Origin of the sequence: Mycetohabitans rhizoxinica HKI 454 (assembly GCF_000198775.1) — a bacterium.
Lineage (GTDB): Bacteria > Pseudomonadota > Gammaproteobacteria > Burkholderiales > Burkholderiaceae > Mycetohabitans > Mycetohabitans rhizoxinica.
Genome location: NC_014722.1, coordinates 2,457,306 through 2,476,578, shown reverse-complemented (window position 1 = coordinate 2,476,578; position 19,273 = coordinate 2,457,306). Strand labels below are relative to the sequence as shown.

Annotated in this window: 15 protein-coding genes and 1 pseudogene; all 16 read left to right on the top strand. The window is 63.8% G+C overall.

The window, feature by feature from the left end:
- Window positions 1-152: 152 nt before the first annotated feature.
- Window positions 153-1,610 (top strand): beta-1,3-glucanase family protein, encoded by a 1,458-nt coding sequence (locus tag RBRH_RS10875; RefSeq protein ID WP_157864437.1) that lies wholly within the window; start codon window positions 153-155, stop codon window positions 1,608-1,610.
- A 367-nt stretch (window positions 1,611-1,977) separates the two neighbouring features.
- Entirely contained in the window at window positions 1,978-6,051 is a 4,074-nt protein-coding gene (locus RBRH_RS10870) for a DUF3683 domain-containing protein (protein ID WP_041753854.1), read from the top strand.
- The gene (locus RBRH_RS10865; protein ID WP_013436316.1) at window positions 6,048-6,527 is read left to right on the top strand and encodes an HIT family protein; all 480 of its coding nucleotides are present in this window, start codon (window positions 6,048-6,050) and stop codon (window positions 6,525-6,527) included. Before RBRH_RS10870 ends, RBRH_RS10865 begins: the two co-directional genes overlap by 4 nt.
- A gap of 18 nt (window positions 6,528-6,545) precedes the next feature.
- Window positions 6,546-6,962, top strand: coding sequence for a gamma-butyrobetaine hydroxylase family protein (locus tag RBRH_RS10860; RefSeq protein ID WP_013436315.1), 417 nt, complete (start codon window positions 6,546-6,548; stop codon window positions 6,960-6,962).
- 59 nt (window positions 6,963-7,021) lie between these two features.
- Complete coding sequence (gene ubiE / locus RBRH_RS10855) at window positions 7,022-7,753, top strand: bifunctional demethylmenaquinone methyltransferase/2-methoxy-6-polyprenyl-1,4-benzoquinol methylase UbiE (protein WP_041754501.1); 732 nt, start codon at window positions 7,022-7,024, stop codon at window positions 7,751-7,753.
- Window positions 7,754-7,847: 94 nt separating this feature from the next.
- Window positions 7,848-8,819 (top strand): Tim44 domain-containing protein, encoded by a 972-nt coding sequence (locus RBRH_RS10850; RefSeq protein WP_041753853.1) that lies wholly within the window; start codon window positions 7,848-7,850, stop codon window positions 8,817-8,819.
- A gap of 103 nt (window positions 8,820-8,922) precedes the next feature.
- Complete coding sequence (locus tag RBRH_RS10845; protein WP_013436312.1) at window positions 8,923-9,687, top strand: ubiquinone biosynthesis accessory factor UbiJ; 765 nt, start codon at window positions 8,923-8,925, stop codon at window positions 9,685-9,687.
- Window positions 9,688-9,698: 11 nt separating this feature from the next.
- Window positions 9,699-11,276, top strand: coding sequence for a ubiquinone biosynthesis regulatory protein kinase UbiB (gene ubiB / locus RBRH_RS10840; protein WP_013436311.1), 1,578 nt, complete (start codon window positions 9,699-9,701; stop codon window positions 11,274-11,276).
- A 59-nt stretch (window positions 11,277-11,335) separates the two neighbouring features.
- Window positions 11,336-11,611: pseudogene (locus RBRH_RS10835) on the top strand (class I SAM-dependent methyltransferase); the annotation flags it as partial.
- 61 nt (window positions 11,612-11,672) lie between these two features.
- Window positions 11,673-12,038 carry an FmdB family zinc ribbon protein gene (locus RBRH_RS10830; protein WP_041753852.1) on the top strand — a complete coding sequence of 122 codons (366 nt, stop codon included), beginning with the start codon at window positions 11,673-11,675 and terminating at the stop codon, window positions 12,036-12,038.
- A 10-nt stretch (window positions 12,039-12,048) separates the two neighbouring features.
- Window positions 12,049-12,717 carry a DUF502 domain-containing protein gene (locus RBRH_RS10825; RefSeq protein ID WP_013436308.1) on the top strand — a complete coding sequence of 223 codons (669 nt, stop codon included), beginning with the start codon at window positions 12,049-12,051 and terminating at the stop codon, window positions 12,715-12,717.
- 81 nt (window positions 12,718-12,798) lie between these two features.
- Window positions 12,799-14,601, top strand: coding sequence for an aspartate--tRNA ligase (gene aspS, locus RBRH_RS10820; RefSeq protein ID WP_041754498.1), 1,803 nt, complete (start codon window positions 12,799-12,801; stop codon window positions 14,599-14,601).
- A gap of 24 nt (window positions 14,602-14,625) precedes the next feature.
- Window positions 14,626-15,096 carry a dihydroneopterin triphosphate diphosphatase gene (gene nudB / locus RBRH_RS10815; protein WP_041753851.1) on the top strand — a complete coding sequence of 157 codons (471 nt, stop codon included), beginning with the start codon at window positions 14,626-14,628 and terminating at the stop codon, window positions 15,094-15,096.
- A gap of 13 nt (window positions 15,097-15,109) precedes the next feature.
- A complete protein-coding gene (locus RBRH_RS10810) occupies window positions 15,110-16,450 on the top strand; it encodes a phospholipase D-like domain-containing protein (RefSeq protein WP_013436305.1) in 1,341 nt (446 codons plus the stop codon).
- Between the two features lie 371 nt (window positions 16,451-16,821).
- On the top strand, window positions 16,822-17,424 hold the full coding sequence (locus tag RBRH_RS10805) for a TetR/AcrR family transcriptional regulator (RefSeq protein WP_041754497.1): 603 nt from the start codon (window positions 16,822-16,824) through the stop codon (window positions 17,422-17,424).
- A 54-nt stretch (window positions 17,425-17,478) separates the two neighbouring features.
- The gene (locus RBRH_RS10800) at window positions 17,479-19,266 is read left to right on the top strand and encodes an acyl-CoA dehydrogenase C-terminal domain-containing protein (RefSeq protein ID WP_013436303.1); all 1,788 of its coding nucleotides are present in this window, start codon (window positions 17,479-17,481) and stop codon (window positions 19,264-19,266) included.
- Window positions 19,267-19,273 lie beyond the last annotated feature (7 nt).

Here is a 19,273-nt window from a genome sequence, read left to right as displayed (position 1 = left end):
TGGCGCGGTGGGCCGCATCCGGCGGCTCGGCCGCCCGGAATGCACCAATATCACGGGGTCGAATGTTTTTTTCCTTCAGAGGACAGCGTCGGAAAACCAGCACTCGGATGGGTAGCCCGGCCGGCCGCGTCGATCGTAAGCGCCGTTCTGTCATGAGGCTCGGCGCGCTGGCCGCGTCAGTTGGCGTGGGTGTCGCCACGACCGCGTTGGTCGGTGGCAATACGCGCTTTGGTGGCTCGGGCAGCGGCGGCAGTGCCCGCTTGCCGGTGTCGATCAAGGACGCGTCGCACGCCACGGGCCCCGCGTCGATGACCACGGTGCTGCTGGTGTTTCCTGACCATTTTTCGTTTCGGCCCGATGAAATATTCGTTGCCGTGCTGGGCCGCGCGCCATGGGCGCCAGACGTGTTCGGTTATGTTGACCCGGTGCACGGCACGTTTCATCCGACGGGAAACGCAGCCGATTTCCGGCTCGACAGCGCGACGATGACATTCAGCGTGGCGGCATTGCGGCGCGACGGCGGCCAGCCACTGACGCTGACCATCCCACCGCTGGCCAGCGGCCGCGTGTATTTCGCGTTCGGACGCGGATTCGACGCGATGCCGTCATTCGGCGCGGGCGGGCCATCCAATGGCGCGGACAATCCGGTGCTGTACGACAAGTTCGAGTTGCATACCGCCGATCACCCGAACTTCCACCTGACCAATGACGATTTTTGGTCCGTGCCCTTCACGATCTCGGCCATCGACGCGAACACTGGGACACGGCGCGTGGTGGGTTATCCACACCGGCGCGCCGATATGATCGCCGCGTTCGATTCGATACCGGTGCTCGACGCGGCGGAGCCGTTCGGCAACCCGAGCATCTTCAAGGCGCTGCGGGTGAGCGCGAGCGATGGCCGGCTCACGCGGATACTGTCGCCCAAGCAGGCCAGGTTCGCCGACTGGGGGGGGGACGATGCCGCGCGGCTGGCCGCGGCGCAGCGCTTCACGCACTTCTGGGATCGTTACGTGAACGAGTTGTGCTGGCGGCCGAATCGTCGCTTTTCTTTCTACGGCAAGGATCTGGCCGACAGGCAGGTGTTCTACGGCCGCGTCGAGCCCGACGGCATGACGCTGTCACTGTTCATCGATGCGGCGTACACGGTGCCGTACCGCGTTCCGACGCTGCCGCGGCCCAGCGCGCGCTGGGGGCAGCCTGACTATTCCCCGACCGGTGGCGATCCGTCGCTGTTTCATAATACGGATTCGTCCGTTGGCCCGATCGACTGGGGATTTCTGCTGGCTGGCAACGCCGGCGCGCAGACCGGCGACGGCGCGCATTGGGCCAGCGATCCAGCGGCAATCGCCATCGCGATGTCGATCTGTCGCGGCGTCATGCACTTGGATGATGGTTGCGTGTCATGGATCGATCCGGCGCGGTTCTACAACGGCGCGGGCAATGGCGTGGCTACGCCGCGCATGCCGATCTTCTGGTACGCGAAGTTGCTGCACGCGTTCGGCATCGATGCACGCGCGTACGCGTTCTCCTACGACGACGTGTACGCGGCCGATCCGGCCGTATATTTTGGTGGTCGTCCCGAGTTGATCGTGCAATTCGGCCAGATGTGAGGCATCCGGTGCGGCCGCGCGCACTGACAACGCGCCGCCTGCGGTTGCAGTACAATCCGGGTCTGGAATCAGGATCGAACGATGCATTGGCAGACCCGAACCGCTTTTTCGACCGTTGAGCCGCGCTGCCACTGGCCTGCGCCGTCGGCCATCGAGCAGCTCGCGCGTAGCTCGCGATCGTGCCGCTGCCGGTGACACCGGCGAAGCCTCGCGCCATCCATGCTGGTCCACAAGAGCTCGTGGCGACAGAACAGGCGCTCGTCAGGCTTCCCACCCCCCAGACCTTGCAGACAACAGCGCGTCACCGCGCCGTCGGCGCTTCAGTGCCGCGACAGCCTGGACGCACCGGCCAACTGAATTGCAGAACATGAACGCACCTCAAGCCTTCGATCCTCATGGCGCGGCTGCCGCCGTCGCGCTGGATACCGAGTCGCGCTTGCGCGAGATTCCCTACAACTACACGTCGTTTTCCGACCGTGAGATCGTCATCCGCCTGCTTGGCGACGATGCGTGGCCCATGCTGGACGAGTTGCGTGCCGAGCGGCGCACCGGACGTTCGGCACGGATGCTGTACGAAGTACTCGGCGACATTTGGGTCGTGCACCGTAATCCGTACTTGCAGGACGATCTGTTGGACAACCCGAAGCGCCGCGCGATGCTCATCGACGCGCTGAACCATCGGCTCAACGAGATCGACAAGCGCCGGCATGCCGATCTGCGTGAGCACGGCGACGACGCGGGCCATGGACGCGCGGCCCGCGTTGGCTCGCTGGTCACGGCCGCGCGCGGCGCGGTGGACGCGTTCGCGACGCAGTTCGAGCAGATTGCCGCGCTGCGACGCCGTGCGAAGCGCGAGCTGCGGCGCTGGACCGAAAAGGACAACATCCGCTTCGACGGGCTCTCGCGCGTGTCGCACGTGACCGATGCGACCGATTGGCGCGTCGAGTATCCGTTCGTCGTGCTGACGCCGGACACCGAAGCGGAAATCGCTGGCTTGGTGAAAGCTTGCTTCGAGTTGGGTCTGACGGTGATCCCGCGCGGCGGCGGCACAGGTTATACCGGCGGAGCGGTGCCGCTGACACCGTTTTCCGCCGTCATCAATACCGAGAAGCTCGAGCAACTTGGCCCGGTCGAGCTGACCGAACTGCCGGGTGTGTCAGGCAAGGTCGCGACGATCTTCTCTGGGGCCGGCGTCGTGACGCGGCGCGTCACGCAGGCCGCCGAGCAGGCCGGGTATGTGTTTGCCGTGGATCCGACTTCACTCGACGCATCGTGCATCGGCGGTAACATCGCGATGAACGCCGGCGGCAAGAAGGCCGTGCTGTGGGGGACTGCGCTGGACAATCTCGCGTGGTGGCGGATGGTCGACCCGGATGGCAACTGGCTCGAGGTCACGCGCGTCGGCCATAACCTGGGCAAGATCCACGACGTACCGAGCGCCACTTTCGAGCTGCGCTGGTATGACGGCAGCGCGGCGCCCGGCGAAAGATTGTTGCGCAGCGAGACGCTGACTATCGAGGGCCGGCGCTTTCGCAAGGCGGGGCTGGGCAAGGATGTGACCGACAAGTTCCTCGCGGGTCTGCCCGGCGTGCAGAAAGAAGGCTGCGATGGACTGATCACGTCGGCGCGTTGGGTGCTGCACAAGATGCCGGCTCATACGCGCACCGTCTGCCTAGAGTTCTTCGGCCAGGCGCGCGACGCGATCCCGAGCATCGTCGAGATCAAGGCGCACTTGTTCGCGACCGCGAAGGCGGGCGGCGCAATCCTGGCTGGGCTGGAGCACTTGGACGAGCGCTATCTGCGCGCCGTCGGCTACGCGACCAAATCCAAGCGCAATACATTGCCGAAAATGGTGTTGATCGGCGACATCGTCGGTGACGATGCGGACCGGGTCGCCGAGGCGGCATCGGAAGTCGTGCGCATGGCCAACGGCAAGAGCGGCGAGGGGTTTGTCGCGGTCTCGGCCGAGGCGCGCAAGCGCTTTTGGCTGGACCGGTCGCGCACGGCGGCGATTGCCAAGCATACCAACGCGTTCAAAATCAACGAAGACGTCGTGATTCCGCTGGACCGGATGGGCGAGTACACCGACGGCATCGAGCGGATCAACATCGAGCTATCGCTGAAGAACAAGCTGCAACTGGTGGATGCGCTCGAGGCGTTCTTCGCCGCGGGCAATCTGCCGCTGGGCAAGAGCGATGACGCGAACGAGATTCCCAGCGCGGAGTGGCTGGAGGACCGTGTCGCGCAGGCGCTGGCGTTGCTGCGCCAAGTCCGCGCCCGTTGGCAGTATGTGCGCGACAATCTCGACGCGCCGCTCGCACAGGCGCGCCAGCGGCTGCTCGAGCTGGGCTGCGAGGCGTTGGCCGAGAAATTCGCGCACCGGCTCGATGTGCAGCCCGACGCGAGTGTGTTCGATCTCGCACAGGACCGCACGATCCGGATCTCGTGGAAGCGGGAGATCCGCGCCGAACTGCGGCAGATCTTCAACGGTGGGGCGTTCAAGCCGATCCTGGACGAGGCGCAGGCAGTACACAAGCAGGTGCTGCGCGGCCGCGTGTTCGTCGCATTGCACATGCATGCCGGCGATGGCAACGTGCATACGAATATCCCGGTGAACTCGGACAACTACGAGATGCTGCAGGACGCGCACACGGCAGTGGCGCGGATTATGGCGCTGGCCCGATCACTGGACGGCGTGATCTCTGGCGAGCACGGCATCGGCATTACGAAGCTGGAGTTTCTGACCGACGCGGAGATCGCTGAATTTCGCGCGTATAAGCAGAAGATCGACCCGCAGGGCCGCTTCAACAAGGGCAAGCTGCTGGAAGGCGCGGATCTGCGCAATGCGTATACGCCGAGTTTCGGGTTAATGGGCTATGAGTCGCTGATCATGCAGCAGTCCGATATCGGCGCGATCGCCGATTCGGTCAAGGATTGCTTGCGCTGCGGCAAATGCAAGCCGGTGTGTGCGACGCACGTGCCGCGCGCGAACCTGCTGTATAGCCCGCGCAACAAGATCTTGGCGACCTCGCTGCTGGTCGAGGCGTTCCTGTATGAGGAGCAGACGCGGCGCGGCGTGTCGATCAAGCATTGGGACGAGTTCAATGACGTGGCGGACCACTGCACCGTATGTCATAAGTGTGTGACGCCGTGCCCGGTCAAGATCGACTTCGGCGACGTGACGATGAACATGCGCAACCTGCTGCGCAAGATGGGCAAGAAGCAATTCAATCCCGGGCAGGCTGCGGGCATGTTCTTCCTGAACGCGACCCATCCGCAGACGATCCGCGCCGCGCGCTTGGTGATGATGGACATCGGCTACAAGGCGCAGCGCGTGGCCAGCGACGTACTCAAGGCGCTCGGACGCAAGCAAACGCAGCGCCCGCCGGCGACCACCGGTCGCCCCACGGCGGTCGAACAGGTGATCCACTTCGTGAACAAGAAGATGCCGGGCAATCTGCCGAAGAAGACGGCGCGCGCGTTGCTCGACATCGAGGACAACAAGGTGGTGCCAATCATCCGCAATCCGAAGACCACGACAGTGGACACGGAGGCGGTGTTCTACTTCCCCGGTTGCGGCTCGGAACGTTTGTTCTCGCAGGTCGGGTTGGCCACGCAGGCGATGCTGTGGGAGGCGGGCGTGCAGACCGTGCTGCCGCCAGGATACCTGTGCTGCGGTTACCCGCAACGCGGTGCTGGGCAGTACGATAAGGCCGAGAAGATTGTCACGGACAATCGCGTGCTGTTCCACCGGGTCGCGAACACGTTGAACTACCTGGACATCAAGACGGTCGTCGTCTCGTGCGGGACCTGCTACGACCAGCTCGCCGGCTATGAATTCGACAAGATATTCCCCGGCTGCCGCATCATTGATATCCATGAGTTCCTGTTGGAGAAGGGCCTCAAGCTGGATGGTGTGTCCGGCGTGCGCTACATGTATCACGACCCGTGCCATACGCCGATCAAGACCGTGGACCCGGTGAAGCTGGTCAACGAGCTGGTCGGCAGCCAGAAGCAGGGCTACCGGATTGAGAAGAACGATCGCTGCTGCGGCGAATCGGGCACGCTCGCGGTCACGCGTCCGGACGTGTCCACGCAAGTGCGCTTTCGCAAAGAGGAGGAAATCCGCAAGGGGGCGGCCCAATTGCGCGATATTCCGATTGCGGCAGCGCCACCCGGCGCTGGCGCGCCAGCCGATGTGCCCGCCGGGCTCGTGACGGGCGGCGGTGCGCACGCGCCGCGCGCCGCGTTCGACGGCGACGTGAAGATCCTGACCAGCTGCCCGTCGTGCCTACAGGGATTGTCGCGCTATAACGAGGACGCCGGCATCGAAGCGGACTACATCGTCGTGGAGATGGCCCGCCATATGCTCGGCGAAAACTGGATGGCCGACTACGTGCAACGGGCAAACAGCGGCGGCATTGAACGGGTGCTCGTATGAACGCCGGCACGCCTGGGTCAGCCGACGCCACGGCGCGCGACGTGACGTCGTGTATATTCTGTGCGCAGCAGGAGGGCGTCGTATGGTGGCGCGACGCGTGGCTGCGGGTGATCGAGGCGCGCGACGAGCCGGACTATCCGGGATTTTGCCGGCTCGTGTGGAACGCGCACGTCACCGAGTTCAGCGAGCTGTCGGATGGTGAGCGCGCGCACCTGATGCGTGCGCTGGCCGCGGTCGAGCGCGCATTGCGCGCGACGTTGAATCCGGACAAGATCAATATTGCGAGCCTGGGTAACATGGTCGCTCATCAGCACTGGCACGTGATCCCGCGCTTTGCCGACGATCCGCACTTTCCGGCACCCGTGTGGGCTGCCCGGCGCCGCGAGCCGTGCGCGCGGCAGCATGCCGCACGCGTTGCGGCGGCGGCTGGCGTCGGCGCCGCAGTGCGTGACGCGTTGCAGCGCGAATTAGGCTGAACCGAAACGGAGTCGTCGATGGCAGGTTTATCTCCCGATACGCCGGTGCCAACCGGCATCGTCGTGCATTCGGCATCGCGCGTGCTAGAACTGCGCTATGCGGACGGTGCATGCTACAGGCTGCCTTTCGAGTACCTGCGGGTGTGGTCCCCGTCGGCCGAGGTGCGCGGGCACGGCCCGGGCCAGGAAACGCTGCAGACCGGCAAGCGCGACGTGACGATCGTGTCAATCGAGCCAGTCGGCCACTATGCGTTGCAGCCGACGTTCTCCGATGGGCACAATTCCGGCATCTATTCGTGGGATCTGCTGTACGATCTTGCGACCCGGCAGGCCGAATACTGGCAAGCCTATCTCGACAAGCTGGCGGCCGCCGGCGTGGACCGCGACGCGCCGATGGGCGAGGCGTCGCGCGCGCGCGACGGCCACCGCCATTGATATCTATACACGCATTACCGCGGCGCATGCCGCGCTCTTTCATGCAAGGAACCGCCGCCATGACGAAGACCCATTTCGGTTATCAGACCGTCGATGAGAGCGAGAAGGCGCATAAGGTCGCCGGAGTATTCCATTCTGTGGCCTCCCGCTACGACGTGATGAATGACCTGATGTCGGGCGGACTGCACCGCATGTGGAAAGCCTTCACCATCGCTCAGGCCGGGGTGCGTCCCGGCTATCGCGTGCTGGATTTGGCGGGCGGCACGGGTGACCTGGCCAAAGCGTTTGCCCGGCAGGCCGGACCGTCCGGGCAGGTATGGCATACCGACATCAACGAGTCGATGCTGCGCGTGGGGCGCGACCGCTTGCTCGATCAGGGCATCATCACGCCGACGCTATTGTGCGATGCGGAAAAAATTCCGTTTCCTGACCATTACTTCGACGTGGTGAGTGTCGCGTTCGGGCTGCGCAACATGACCCACAAGGAGGTCGCGCTCGCCGAGATGCGCCGCGTGCTCAAGCCTGGCGGCCGGCTATTGGTGCTGGAGTTCTCCAAAGTGTGGCAACCGCTGAAGAAACTCTACGATGTGTATTCATTCAAGGTGCTGCCGTGGCTTGGCGAGAAAGTGGCGCGCGATCCCGACAGCTATCGGTACCTGGCCGAGTCGATTCGGCTACACCCGGATCAGGACACGCTGAAAACAATGATGGAACAAGCTGGACTAGACGCCGTCAAATATTACAATCTGTCAGGTGGCGTCGTGGCACTGCATGCCGCCACCAAATACTAGCGACCGTTCAGGAGATCAGATGTCGGCCCAGTCACGTTTTTCCAGTCATTCCCCCCATTTGCCCCCTACCGGCGCAACGCGACGCAGCGCGCGCATGAGCCGTCGGTTCGGCGCGATTGTGGCAGCCGGCCTGTTGGTCGTCGGCTCATTCAGCGCATTTGATGCTGACGCAAAGCGTATGGGCGGAGGCCGCTCGTTTGGCAAGCAGTCGCAGATCACGCGGCAGGCGACACCACCCGCGCAGCCGATGCAGGGCAAGCCGTCTCAGGGCGCACAGGGCGCGCAGGCGACCCGTGGGCAAACTCCGCCGTCCGCGGCGGCCCAGCCCAAGCGTAATTGGATGGGGCCACTCGCGGGATTGGCCGCCGGCTTTGGGCTGGCGGCGTTGTTGTCGCATTTTGGGCTCGGCGGCGCGTTGGCCAGTGTACTGAGCAACGTGATCCTGATTGCTCTGGTTGCGCTCGTCGGTCTGTGGTTGTTCCGCAAGTTCGCGAATCGCAACGCGCGGCCTGCGACCGCTTATGCGCACGGTGGCTTCGAGTCGCCTTCCGGCGCGTCACTGCGGCAATATGACGCATCAGCGGCTGCACCGTCACAGTTGCCTGCCACGGGCGGCATGGGTCAGGCGGGCGTCGCGCCCGATGGCCAGTCCCGCGTTGCCGCGGATCCCAGTGTGCTTGACGTCCCCGCAGTGCCAGCCGGCTTCGACGCCGACGCATTCATTCGCCAGGCAAAGGTGGCGTTCGTGCGGCTGCAGGCAGCCTGGGACGCCGGCAATCTCGACGATATCCGTGAGTTCACGACACCCGAAATGTTTGCCGAGATTAAGCTGGATTTCGATTCGCGCCACGGTGAAAACCGCACCGATGTGGTGCAGCTGAATGCCGATCTGGTCGGCGTCGAGGATCGTGGCGGCAACGAGTACGTGGCGTCAGTGCGCTTCCATGGTCTGCTGCGCGAGACCCAGGGTGCTGCGGCCGAGCCGTTCGCCGAAATGTGGAACTTGAGCCGCAACGCGCGCAGCGGCGAAGGCTGGGTGCTAGCCGGCATCCAGCAACTGTCCTGACGATCCGGCTACGCGGAATCGGGCGGCGCAGGCAAGCGCCGCAACGGACGTTACAATAACAGCCCGCGCGAGCGCCGCTTGCGCGGGCTTTCTTTCTGCCCCGATGACCATTGCCGCCAAGTCCTTCGTTGCCCTCGTCAACTATTTATTGATCCGCGAAGCGTGGGCGCGCGAGCGCCTGCTCCCGTACGCGGGGAAAACCGCAAGGCTGATGTTGTCTCCGCTCGTGCTCGAGTTGGCCGTGCAGGGTGATGGCACGGTCGCCGTGCTACAGCGACCGCCCGCCGGCGCCGCTGCGCCGGCACCGGCCGCGCCCGGCGGGTCGCGCAACGTGCGGGCCGAGGTGCTGCACGCGGCGCGGGACGACGCGTCGGCACCGCACGCGCCCATGCCCCCGCCGGTCGACGTGACGATCACGGTGCCGCCGTCGGCGTTGTCCGTGCTCGCTGCAGGTGGACAGGCGGCGATCCTGAAGCACGTGCGGATCGAGGGTGACGCGGAATTTGCGGCGACGATCGCGAAGCTCGCGGAGCATTTGCGCTGGGATGCCGAGGAGGACCTCGCGCGTCTGGTCGGTGATGTGCCCGCGCACCGCATGGCGTCGGTGGCGCGAGCCGTCTCGGCCTACGCGCGCCGCGCTGGGCGGGGTTGGGTCGGTTCGCTGACCGAATACCTGCTGGACGAGGATCCGCAACTGGTGCGCCGCGCACGGTTTGAGCAATTCGGCGATGAGCTTGCGCGCGCGCGCGACACGCTGGCCCGGGTTGAGAAGCGCATCGAGCGCGCCGAGCGCAGCGTCGCGACGCGCCCGGGCGCCGCCGCGTTATCCACGGGGGCACGCTCCCGTTCGGCCGACGACCTGCACTGATCCGGCCGCCCATGCGAATCCTGCGCTTTTTCAAAATACTATTTACGGTCTATCGCTTCGGGCTCGACGAAGTGATGCTAGGACACATTGCCGACTGGCGCGTGAAGCTGCTGGTGCGCGTGATGACGTTCGGCCGTCCGAACCGGATTCCGCGCGCGCAGCGGTTGCGCCTGGCGCTGGAAAGCCTCGGGCCGATCTTCGTGAAGTTTGGCCAGGTCCTGTCCACCCGGCGCGACCTGTTGCCGGTGGATATTGCGACCGAGCTGGCGAAGCTGCAGGACCAGGTCCCGCCATTCGATTCTGCGGTGGCGATCGCGTTGATCGAGAAGTCGCTGGGCAAGCCGGTTGATGTGCTGTTCGACGAGTTCGAACGGGTGCCGGTGGCCAGCGCTTCGATCGCGCAGGTGCACTTCGCGCGCTTGAGGAGCGGCGCGCACGCCGGCAAGCCCGTGGCGATCAAGGTGCTGCGTCCAGGCATGCTGCCGGTGATCGACTCCGATCTCGCGCTGTTGCGCGACATCGCGCGCTGGACCGAGCGGCTGTGGGCCGACGGCAAGCGGCTGCGGCCCCGCGAGGTGGTGGCGGAGTTCGACAAGTACCTGCACGACGAGTTGGATCTGATGCGCGAGGCGGCGAACGCGAGCCAGCTGCGCCGCAACTTTGCCGGACTGGACCTGCTGCTGGTGCCGGAGATGTACTGGGAGTATTGCACGTCGACGGTGATCGTGATGGAGCGGATGATCGGCGTGCCGATCAGCCAGGTGGACACGCTGCGCTCGGCCGGCGTTGACATCCCGAAGCTTGCGCGGCAAGGCGTGGAGATCTTCTTTACCCAGGTGTTTCGCGACGGGTTCTTCCATGCGGACATGCACCCCGGCAACATCCAAGTGAGCTTGGACCCGGACCATTTCGGTCGCTATATCGCGCTGGATTTCGGGATCATCGGCGCGTTGTCGGATTTCGACAAGAACTATCTGGCGCAGAATTTCCTTGCGTTTTTCAAACGCGACTACCACCGGGTCGCGACGTTGCACCTGGAATCCGGATGGGTGCCGCCGCACACGCGGGTCGAGGAGCTGGAGAGCGCGATCCGCGCGGTGTGCGAGCCGTACTTCGACCGCGCGCTGAAGGACATTTCGCTCGGCCAGGTGCTGATGCGACTGTTTTCGACATCGCGGCGCTTCAACGTCGAGATCCAGCCGCAATTGGTGCTGCTGCAAAAGACGATGCTCAACGTCGAGGGCCTGGGTCGCGCGCTTGATCCGGAACTCGATCTGTGGAAGACGGCCAAGCCGTATCTCGAGCGCTGGATGAACGACCAGATTGGCTGGCGCGGTTGGGTCGAACGGCTAAAGATCGAATCGCCGCAGTGGAGCAAGACGCTGCCGCAGATACCGCGCCTGGTCCATCATTTGCTGTCCCGACATCATGATCAGCCGCCGCGTGCGACCGAGGATCTGATGCGGCGGATACTAGCCGAGCAGCGACGGACCAACCGTTTGCTGCAAGGGCTGCTGGTATTCGGGGTGGCGGTCGGCGCCGGCACGTTGCTGGCCCACTTCTGGCTGGCGTCCGTAGGCGGTATCTAGTCGTATATCGGAGGTCCCAATGAACTCATCGAGCGGCGGCGCGTGCCGCGATGGCGCAATGGGTGTACGAACGCGCGTTCCTGTGCTCGATGCCGCCGCGATGCTGGCCCAGGTATGCTGCCCGGATAACGGCGCTGATGCCGCCGGGTGCGTTGCTTGCCGGGTTTTTCTTTGTCGGTGCGACGCCGAAGGGCCCGCCGTTTGGCATCGAACGCGACGTGCTGCTCGCGCTACTGAGCCCGTCGTTTGAATGGGTGGACGAGCGCTCGGTCAGCGATTCGCTACCGGTGTTCGGCCAGCATGAGCGCTGGATGAGTTGGCGTCGGTGTGCGTAAGACACAACTATTTCCGGCTATAATTCAAGGCTTTGCGAGATTCTTTAGGGGTGATGGGGCGATGCCGATCTATGCATATCGTTGCGAGTCCTGCGGCTTTGAGAAAGACGTGTTGCAAAAACTCAGCGATGCACCGCTGAGCCAGTGTCCCAAGTGCGGCCGCGAGACGTTGCGCAAGCAGGTCACCGCGGCGGGGTTCCAGTTGAAGGGCTCCGGCTGGTACGTGACCGATTTCCGTGGTGGTAACCCGGGCGGCCATAATAAGTCCGGGGGCGGGGAAGGCGACGCGAAGGCGGCGCCTGTCGCGAAGGAGACGGGCAGCGCGGACGGCGCGGCCAGCGCTGGTGCATCCACGTCCGGTGCGTCCACCGCGCCGGCTGTGACAGGCAGCGCGGCGCCGTCGTCCAACGCGGGCACGTCTGCCTGAGCATCGATCCATGAAAATCAAGACGACCAAGAAGAAGCTGAAGAACGTATTCCTGACCGGGCTGCTGGTGCTTGTGCCGCTGGCGATTACCCTGTGGGTGCTAGGGCTGATCATCGGCACGATGGACCAGACGCTGCTGTTGCTGCCCGAGGCGTGGCAGCCGGAGCGCCTGTTCGGCTTCCGCCTGCCCGGCCTGGGTGCGGTGTTGACGCTTGCGTTCGTTTTCGCGGTCGGCCTCTTGACTCAGAACTTGATCGGGCAGACGCTTGTCAACTGGTGGGAAAAGCTACTGGCCCATATTCCCGTCGTGGGCCCGTTGTACACGAGTGTCAAGCAGGTATCTGACACGCTGTTGTCGTCCAGCGGCAATGCGTTTCGCAAGGCGTTGCTGATCGAATATCCGCGCAAGGGCTCGTACACGATTGGTTTTCTGACCGGAATCCCAGGCGGCGACGTCGCCAACCACTTGAGCGGCGATCATGTCAGCGTCTATGTGCCGACCACGCCGAACCCGACATCGGGCTTCTTCCTCATGGTGCCGAGAAACGAGGTGGTGGAGCTGGACATGACGGTGGACGCCGCGCTGAAGTACATCGTGTCAATGGGCGTGGTGGCCCCGGTCGCCTCGCCGGTGCCGGACGTCGCGCCGCCGCGCCGCCCCATCGAGCCGCTGCTCTGATTATTGCGGGCGCCGCCCGTGCGCCGGCATGAGGCCGGTCGCGCCGCCGACGCCCATCTTTACGAACGAAAGACGAACATCATGTCGATGAGATCTGAATATTGTGGTCGGGTGACTGAAAAACTGCTGGGCCAATCGGTGTCGCTTTGCGGCTGGGTGCATCGGCGCCGCGACCATGGCGGTGTCATCTTCATCGACTTGCGCGACTGCGAGGGATTGGTGCAAGTGGTGTGCGACCCAGACCGGCCGGACATGTTCAAGACCGCCGAAGGGGTGCGGCATGAGTTTTGTGTGCGTGTGGTCGGCATCGTGCGGGCGCGCCCGGAAGGCACCCTCAACGCGAACCTGACCAGTGGACAGATCGAGGTGTTGTGCCACGAGCTGACGGTACTCAACGTATCGGTGACGCCGCCGTTCCAACTGGACGACGAAAACCTGTCGGAGACCACGCGTCTGACGCATCGCGTGCTGGACCTGCGCCGGCCGCAGATGCAGCACAACCTGCGTCTACGTTACCGTGTCGCGATGGAGTCGCGCAAGTATTTGGACGAGCAGGGGTTTATCGATATCGAGACGCCGATGCTCACGAAGAGCACGCCGGAAGGCGCACGCGACTACCTGGTGCCATCGCGCGTGAACGCAGGGATGTTCTTTGCGTTGCCGCAGTCGCCGCAGCTGTTTAAGCAGCTGCTGATGGTGGCCAACTTCGACCGGTATTATCAAATCACAAAGTGCTTCCGCGACGAGGACCTGCGCGCGGACCGGCAGCCGGAGTTCACGCAGATCGACTGCGAGACGTCGTTCCTGAACGAGCAGGAGATCCGCGACCTGTTCGAGGCGATGATTCGCCATGTGTTCAAGACGACGATCGATGTCGAGCTCGCCGATCCATTCCCGGTCATGCAGCATGCGGAAGCAATGCGCCGCTTCGGCTCGGACAAGCCGGACCTGCGCGTGAAGCTAGAATTCACCGAGTTGACCGACGTGATGAAGGACGTCGATTTCAAGGTGTTCAGCACGCCGGCGAACACGAAGGACGGCCGCGTGGCCGCACTGCGCGTGCCCAACGGGGCGGAGTTGACGCGTGGCGATATCGACGGCTATACGGACTTCGTGCGCATCTATGGTGCAAAGGGTCTCGCGTGGATCAAGGTCAACGAGGTGGCCAAGGGGCGCGATGGCTTGCAAAGCCCGATCGTGAAGAACCTGCATGATGCGTGCATTGCGGCGATCCTCGAGCGCACCGGCGCGCAGGACGGCGACATCCTTTTCTTCGGCGCGGACCGCGCCAAGGTGGTCAACGACAGCCTCGGCGCGCTGCGGCTGAAAATCGGCCACTCGGCGTTCGGCCGCGATGCCGGACTGGTCGAGCAGGGTTGGAAGCCGCTGTGGGTCATCGATTTCCCGATGTTCGAGTACGATGACGAGGACAATCGCTGGGTGGCTGCGCATCACCCGTTCACCAGCCCTAAGGACGAACACCTCGAATATTTGGAAGTCGATCCGGGTCGTTGCCTTGCCAAAGCGTACGACATGGTGCTCAACGGCTGGGAAATTGGCGGCGGTTCGGTGCGGATCCATCGTGAAGACGTGCAAAGCAAGGTGTTCCGCGCGTTGAAGATCGGTCCGGAGGAAGCGCGTGCGAAATTTGGCTTCTTGCTCGACGCATTGCAATACGGCGCGCCGCCGCACGGTGGCATTGCATTCGGCCTGGACCGGATCGTCACGATGATGGCCGGTGCGGATTCGATTCGCGACGTGATCGCGTTCCCGAAGACCCAGCGTGCGCAGTGCCTGCTCACGCAAGCGCCGAGCGAGGTGGATGAGCGTCAATTGCGCGACTTGCATATCCGGCTGCGCAACGCCGAGCCGGCGAACGCGTAGTTCGGCGCGCGGCGCAAGTTGCCGATGTCCCGGCCGTTCAAGATCCCGGAGTCGGTGCTGGTGGTGATTCATACCGCCACGCTGGACGTGCTGGTCATCGAACGCGCCGATCGCCCTGGTTTCTGGCAATCGGTGACCGGCTCGAAGGACACGCCCGACGAGCCGCTGGCGCGGACCGCGGCACGCGAAGTGTTCGAGGAGACCGGCATCACGGTCGGCACGGCGCAGGTGCCGGCCGACGCGCTGCTCGATTGGCGCCAGGCGATCGAGTACGAAATCTATCCACAATGGCGCCATCGCTATGCGCCCGGCGTAAAGCACAATATCGAGCACTGGTTTAGTCTCTGCGTGCCGCAATCCATCGATATCACGCTGGCACCGCGCGAACACGTCGCGTATGCGTGGCTGCCCTATCGGGACGCCGCAGCGCGTTGTTTTTCGGCATCCAATCGCGACGCGATCCTGCAGTTGCCGGGGCGACTCGCTGCCAGTTGAGCGGAGCGCGGCAATGGTGGCCACCATCGGGCGTCTGGTTCAGCTTCGACAGACGATGCTGGGTGGCCGTCGTAAGCTTCGGTTGCGCTTTACCGCCGGCAATGACGTGCGGATCTTTAAATCTGGCACCGCGTTGTTCGATGCGTTAATCGAGCGGATTGACGCGGCCGAACACGAAGTCGCGCTCGAGACGTATATTTTCTGCAACGATCCCTGCGGCGCGCGCGTCAGCGCGGCGCTGGCGCGTGCCGCCGCGAGGGGCGTGCGCGTGCGGGTGATTACCGACGGCATCGGCACCCCGCGCAGTGAATTGCTACATGCATGGCACGATGCCGGCATCGAGCACCGTATCTATAATCCGGGCGTCTTCAGTGTCCGCTTCGGATTGTCCCGCACCCATCGCAAGCTGGCTGCCGTCGATCGGCGCTATGGTTTTTGCGGCGGACACAACGTCGTAGACGACCGGCTGGAGGCGGGCCACCCGTTGCCGTTTGCCCGATGGGACTATTCGGCCGAGGTGATCGGTCCCGCCGTCGTGGATCTGGTCGAGGCGTTCGACCTGCAATGGCGACGTATCCAGCAAGCTCGGATTCCACCGCCGCCGGCGGTGCCGGACGAACGTCCGGCGCACGCGCACGGGCCGGGCAGCGCCCCAGCAACCGATGCCGCGGCGGCCCGCCGCTCAACCGTTGCTGGCCGCGCTCATCCCGGCGACGCCACGCCGCGTACCGCCCGGGCACGCCGCCGTGCGCTCGGGGCGCTCGGCACGCCGGCGGACGTACCGCAGGTCGCGTTCGTCGCGCGCGATAACGTCAATAATCGGCGTGCGATCGAGCGTGCCTATCGGCTGGCGATTCGGCAGGCGCGTGACGAGATCCTGGTGGCTAACCCGTACTTCGTGCCCAGCCGCCGGATGCGCCGCGAGTTGGTCCGCGCAGCACGCCGTGGCGTGCGGGTGTCACTGGTGATCGGACGCAACGAATTTGTCGCGCTGGACTACGCGGTGCCGTTTCTCTATCAGTCGTTGCTGCGCGTGGGTATCCGGATTGCCGAATATGACCGGACGATGCTGCATGGCAAGGTCGCGGTGGTCGATGGCGTTTGGGGCACGATCGGATCATCCAACCTCGATGCGCTGTCGCTGGTGCTCAACCATGAAGCAAACCTAGTGTTGTTCCGGCATCCCGAGGTGGCCGGCATACGCGCTGCCATTCTTGAGGCTGTGGAGCAATCGCGCGCCATCGACCCGCAGCGTTACGCATCGCGGCCGTGGCTGGTGCGGGTGGCGAACTGGATCGCGTATAACGGATATTGGCTCGCAATGAAGCTGCTCACCATCGGCAGCTACGATTGATGATGCAATCCAAGTAAAAGCCGGCATCGATCAATGCTAAACGGCTGAGCCGGCGGCATGGCCGGATACGAGCATGGTCTGTCGTTATTGTGCCGCAAGATGGGCTGTTCTTGATCCGGTTCGCAAAATCACTTGAAATGGCGCACATGCGGGTTCGACGGTGCGCCACGCAGCACCCCAAACGCGCGGGACCGGAGCACGGACATCGAATCACATCATCACGTGGATGACCGGTCATCAGCTGTACAGCACGGTCGTGCTTGTTAGAAACTCGTTTCTAATAAAAAGCTTGTTTCCGCGGGCGGTCCCCCACAATAATAGTACGGCCGTTCTATTTTGCGGGGCAATGAATGAACGGTAAAAAAATGGCGATGCGAAAAGGCGAACAAACCCGTGCGGCGATCTTGGATGCTGCGTTGGACCTGGCGAGCCGGGACGGGCTTGAGGGGTTGACAATCGGTCTGCTGGCCGAGCGCATGCAGATGAGCAAAAGTGGTGTGTTCGCGCACTTCGGTTCGCGCGAGGATTTGCAAGTCGAGGTGATCCGAGAATACCACCAGCGCTTCGAACAGGAAGTGTTCTTCCCGGCGATTCGGGAGCCGCGCGGATTGCCGCGCCTCAAGGCGCTGGTTGGCCGATGGATGGAGAAGCGGATTCAGGAGGTTACCACCGGTTGCATCTATATCAGTGGTGCCGTCGAGTACGATGATCGAGCCGCCAGCGCCGTGCGCGAGGAGCTCGCGCGCAGCGTCAGTACCTGGCGCGGCACGCTGATCCGTGCCATCTTGCAAGCCAAGGATGAAGGGCATCTGCGTACGGATACCGACCCGCGGCTGATGCTGTTCGAGTTGTACAGCGTGACGCTCGGGCTGCACCACGATGCGCGTTTCCTGCGCTTGCCGGATGCGGTCGAGGTTGCGTGGCGGGTGCTCGACAAAGTTTTTGTGTCGTATCAAAGCGACGCTGGTCGCTGACGCGGGCAGATCATCCCGCGCATCGCCGGTGCCTTACTCAAAACGGAGAGAGTCATGGGACAGTACGCTGCACCGTTGCGCGACATGCAATTCGTCTTGCACGAATTGCTGAACGTCGAAGCCGAACTGAAGCAACTGCCTAAGCACGCGGATCTGGATGCCGATACGATCAATGCGGTGCTGCAGGAGGCGGGCAAGTTCTGCTCCGAGGTCCTGTTTCCGTTGAACCAGGTTGGCGACCAGCAGGGTTGTACGTATGTCGGCGACGGCGTGGTGACCACGCCCGAGGGCTTCAAGCAAGCGTACCAGCAGTATATCGAGGCCGGCTGGCCGGCGTTGGGCTGCGATCCGGCCTATGGCGGCCAGGGCTTGCCCGCGTTCGTGAACAACGCGCTGTACGAGATGCTCAATTCGGCGAACCAGGCATGGACCATGTATCCTGGCCTGTCGCACGGCGCGTACGAATGCCTGCACGCGCACGGCACGCCGGAGCTTCAACAGCGGTATCTACCGAAGCTGGTATCCGGTCAGTGGACCGGCACGATGTGCTTGACCGAGCCGCATTGCGGCACCGACCTTGGGATCTTGCGCACGCGGGCCGAGCCCAACGGCGACGGCTCGTACTCGATTACCGGCACGAAGATCTTTATTTCGAGCGGCGAGCACGACCTCGCCGACAACATCGTCCACCTGGTGCTCGCGCGGTTGCCGGACGCGCCGGCGGGGACCAAGGGCATTTCATTGTTCATCGTGCCCAAGTTCATCCCGGACGACAACGGCGAGCCTGGGCAGCGCAACGGCGTCAAGTGTGGCTCGATCGAGCACAAGATGGGCATCCATGGCAATGCGACGTGCGTAATCAATCTGGATGATGCCAGGGGCTGGCTGGTCGGCGAGCCGAACAAGGGCTTGAATGCGATGTTCGTGATGATGAATGCGGCGCGGCTCGGCGTGGGCATGCAAGGCCTGGGGCTGACCGAAGTCGCGTACCAGAACTCGCTCGCCTACGCGAGGCAGCGGCTGCAGATGCGCTCGCTTAGCGGTCCTAAGGCGCCGGACAAGGCGGCCGACCCGATCATCGTGCACCCGGATGTGCGACGCATGTTGTTGACGCAGAAGGCCTACGTCGAGGCGGGGCGCGCGTTCACGTACTGGGCGGCTCTGCAGATCGACAAGGAACTGTCGCACGAGGACGAGGCGGTGCGCCGGGATGCGGCCGACCTGGTTGCGTTGCTCACACCGGTCATCAAGGCGTTCCTGACCGACAACGCGTTCGAGGCGACCAACAACGCCATGCAGGTGTTGGGCGGCCATGGCTATATCGCTGAGTGGGGCATCGAGCAATATGTGCGTGATGCGCGCATCAACATGATTTACGAAGGCACTAACACGATTCAGTCGCTGGACCTGCTGGGGCGCAAGGTGCTCGGCGACATGGGCGCGAAGCTGAAGAAGTTTGGCAAGCTCGTGCAGGATTTTGTCCAGGCCGAGGGCATCAACCCCGACATGCAGGAGTTCGTCAATCCGCTGGCGGACATCGGCGAAAAGGTACAGAAGCTGACGATGGAAATCGGCATGAAGGCGATGCAGAGCCCGGACGAAGTTGGCGCCGCGGCGGTACCGTACCTGCGCACGGTCGGGCATTTAGTGTTCTCGTACTTTTGGGCGCGCATGGCCCGTCTGGCGCTGGACAAGCAAGGTAGCGGCGACCCATTCTACCGGTCCAAGCTCGCGACCGCGCGGTTCTACTTTGCGAAGCTGTTACCCGAGACGGCCTTCACGATCCGCGCCGCGCGTGCCGGAGCCAAGCCGCTGACCGAGATCGACGAAGCGCTGTTTTAATGGATGG

Coding starts and splice junctions, on each gene's coding strand:
- RBRH_RS10875 (WP_157864437.1), top strand. CDS start 153: ATGAGGCTCGGCGCGCTGGCCGCGTCAGTTGGCGTGGGTGTCGCCACG.
- RBRH_RS10870 (WP_041753854.1), top strand. CDS start 1,978: ATGAACGCACCTCAAGCCTTCGATCCTCATGGCGCGGCTGCCGCCGTC.
- RBRH_RS10865 (WP_013436316.1), top strand. CDS start 6,048: ATGAACGCCGGCACGCCTGGGTCAGCCGACGCCACGGCGCGCGACGTG.
- RBRH_RS10860 (WP_013436315.1), top strand. CDS start 6,546: ATGGCAGGTTTATCTCCCGATACGCCGGTGCCAACCGGCATCGTCGTG.
- ubiE (WP_041754501.1), top strand. CDS start 7,022: ATGACGAAGACCCATTTCGGTTATCAGACCGTCGATGAGAGCGAGAAG.
- RBRH_RS10850 (WP_041753853.1), top strand. CDS start 7,848: ATGAGCCGTCGGTTCGGCGCGATTGTGGCAGCCGGCCTGTTGGTCGTC.
- RBRH_RS10845 (WP_013436312.1), top strand. CDS start 8,923: ATGACCATTGCCGCCAAGTCCTTCGTTGCCCTCGTCAACTATTTATTG.
- ubiB (WP_013436311.1), top strand. CDS start 9,699: ATGCGAATCCTGCGCTTTTTCAAAATACTATTTACGGTCTATCGCTTC.
- RBRH_RS10830 (WP_041753852.1), top strand. CDS start 11,673: ATGCCGATCTATGCATATCGTTGCGAGTCCTGCGGCTTTGAGAAAGAC.
- RBRH_RS10825 (WP_013436308.1), top strand. CDS start 12,049: ATGAAAATCAAGACGACCAAGAAGAAGCTGAAGAACGTATTCCTGACC.
- aspS (WP_041754498.1), top strand. CDS start 12,799: ATGTCGATGAGATCTGAATATTGTGGTCGGGTGACTGAAAAACTGCTG.
- nudB (WP_041753851.1), top strand. CDS start 14,626: ATGTCCCGGCCGTTCAAGATCCCGGAGTCGGTGCTGGTGGTGATTCAT.
- RBRH_RS10810 (WP_013436305.1), top strand. CDS start 15,110: ATGGTGGCCACCATCGGGCGTCTGGTTCAGCTTCGACAGACGATGCTG.
- RBRH_RS10805 (WP_041754497.1), top strand. CDS start 16,822: ATGCGAAAAGGCGAACAAACCCGTGCGGCGATCTTGGATGCTGCGTTG.
- RBRH_RS10800 (WP_013436303.1), top strand. CDS start 17,479: ATGGGACAGTACGCTGCACCGTTGCGCGACATGCAATTCGTCTTGCAC.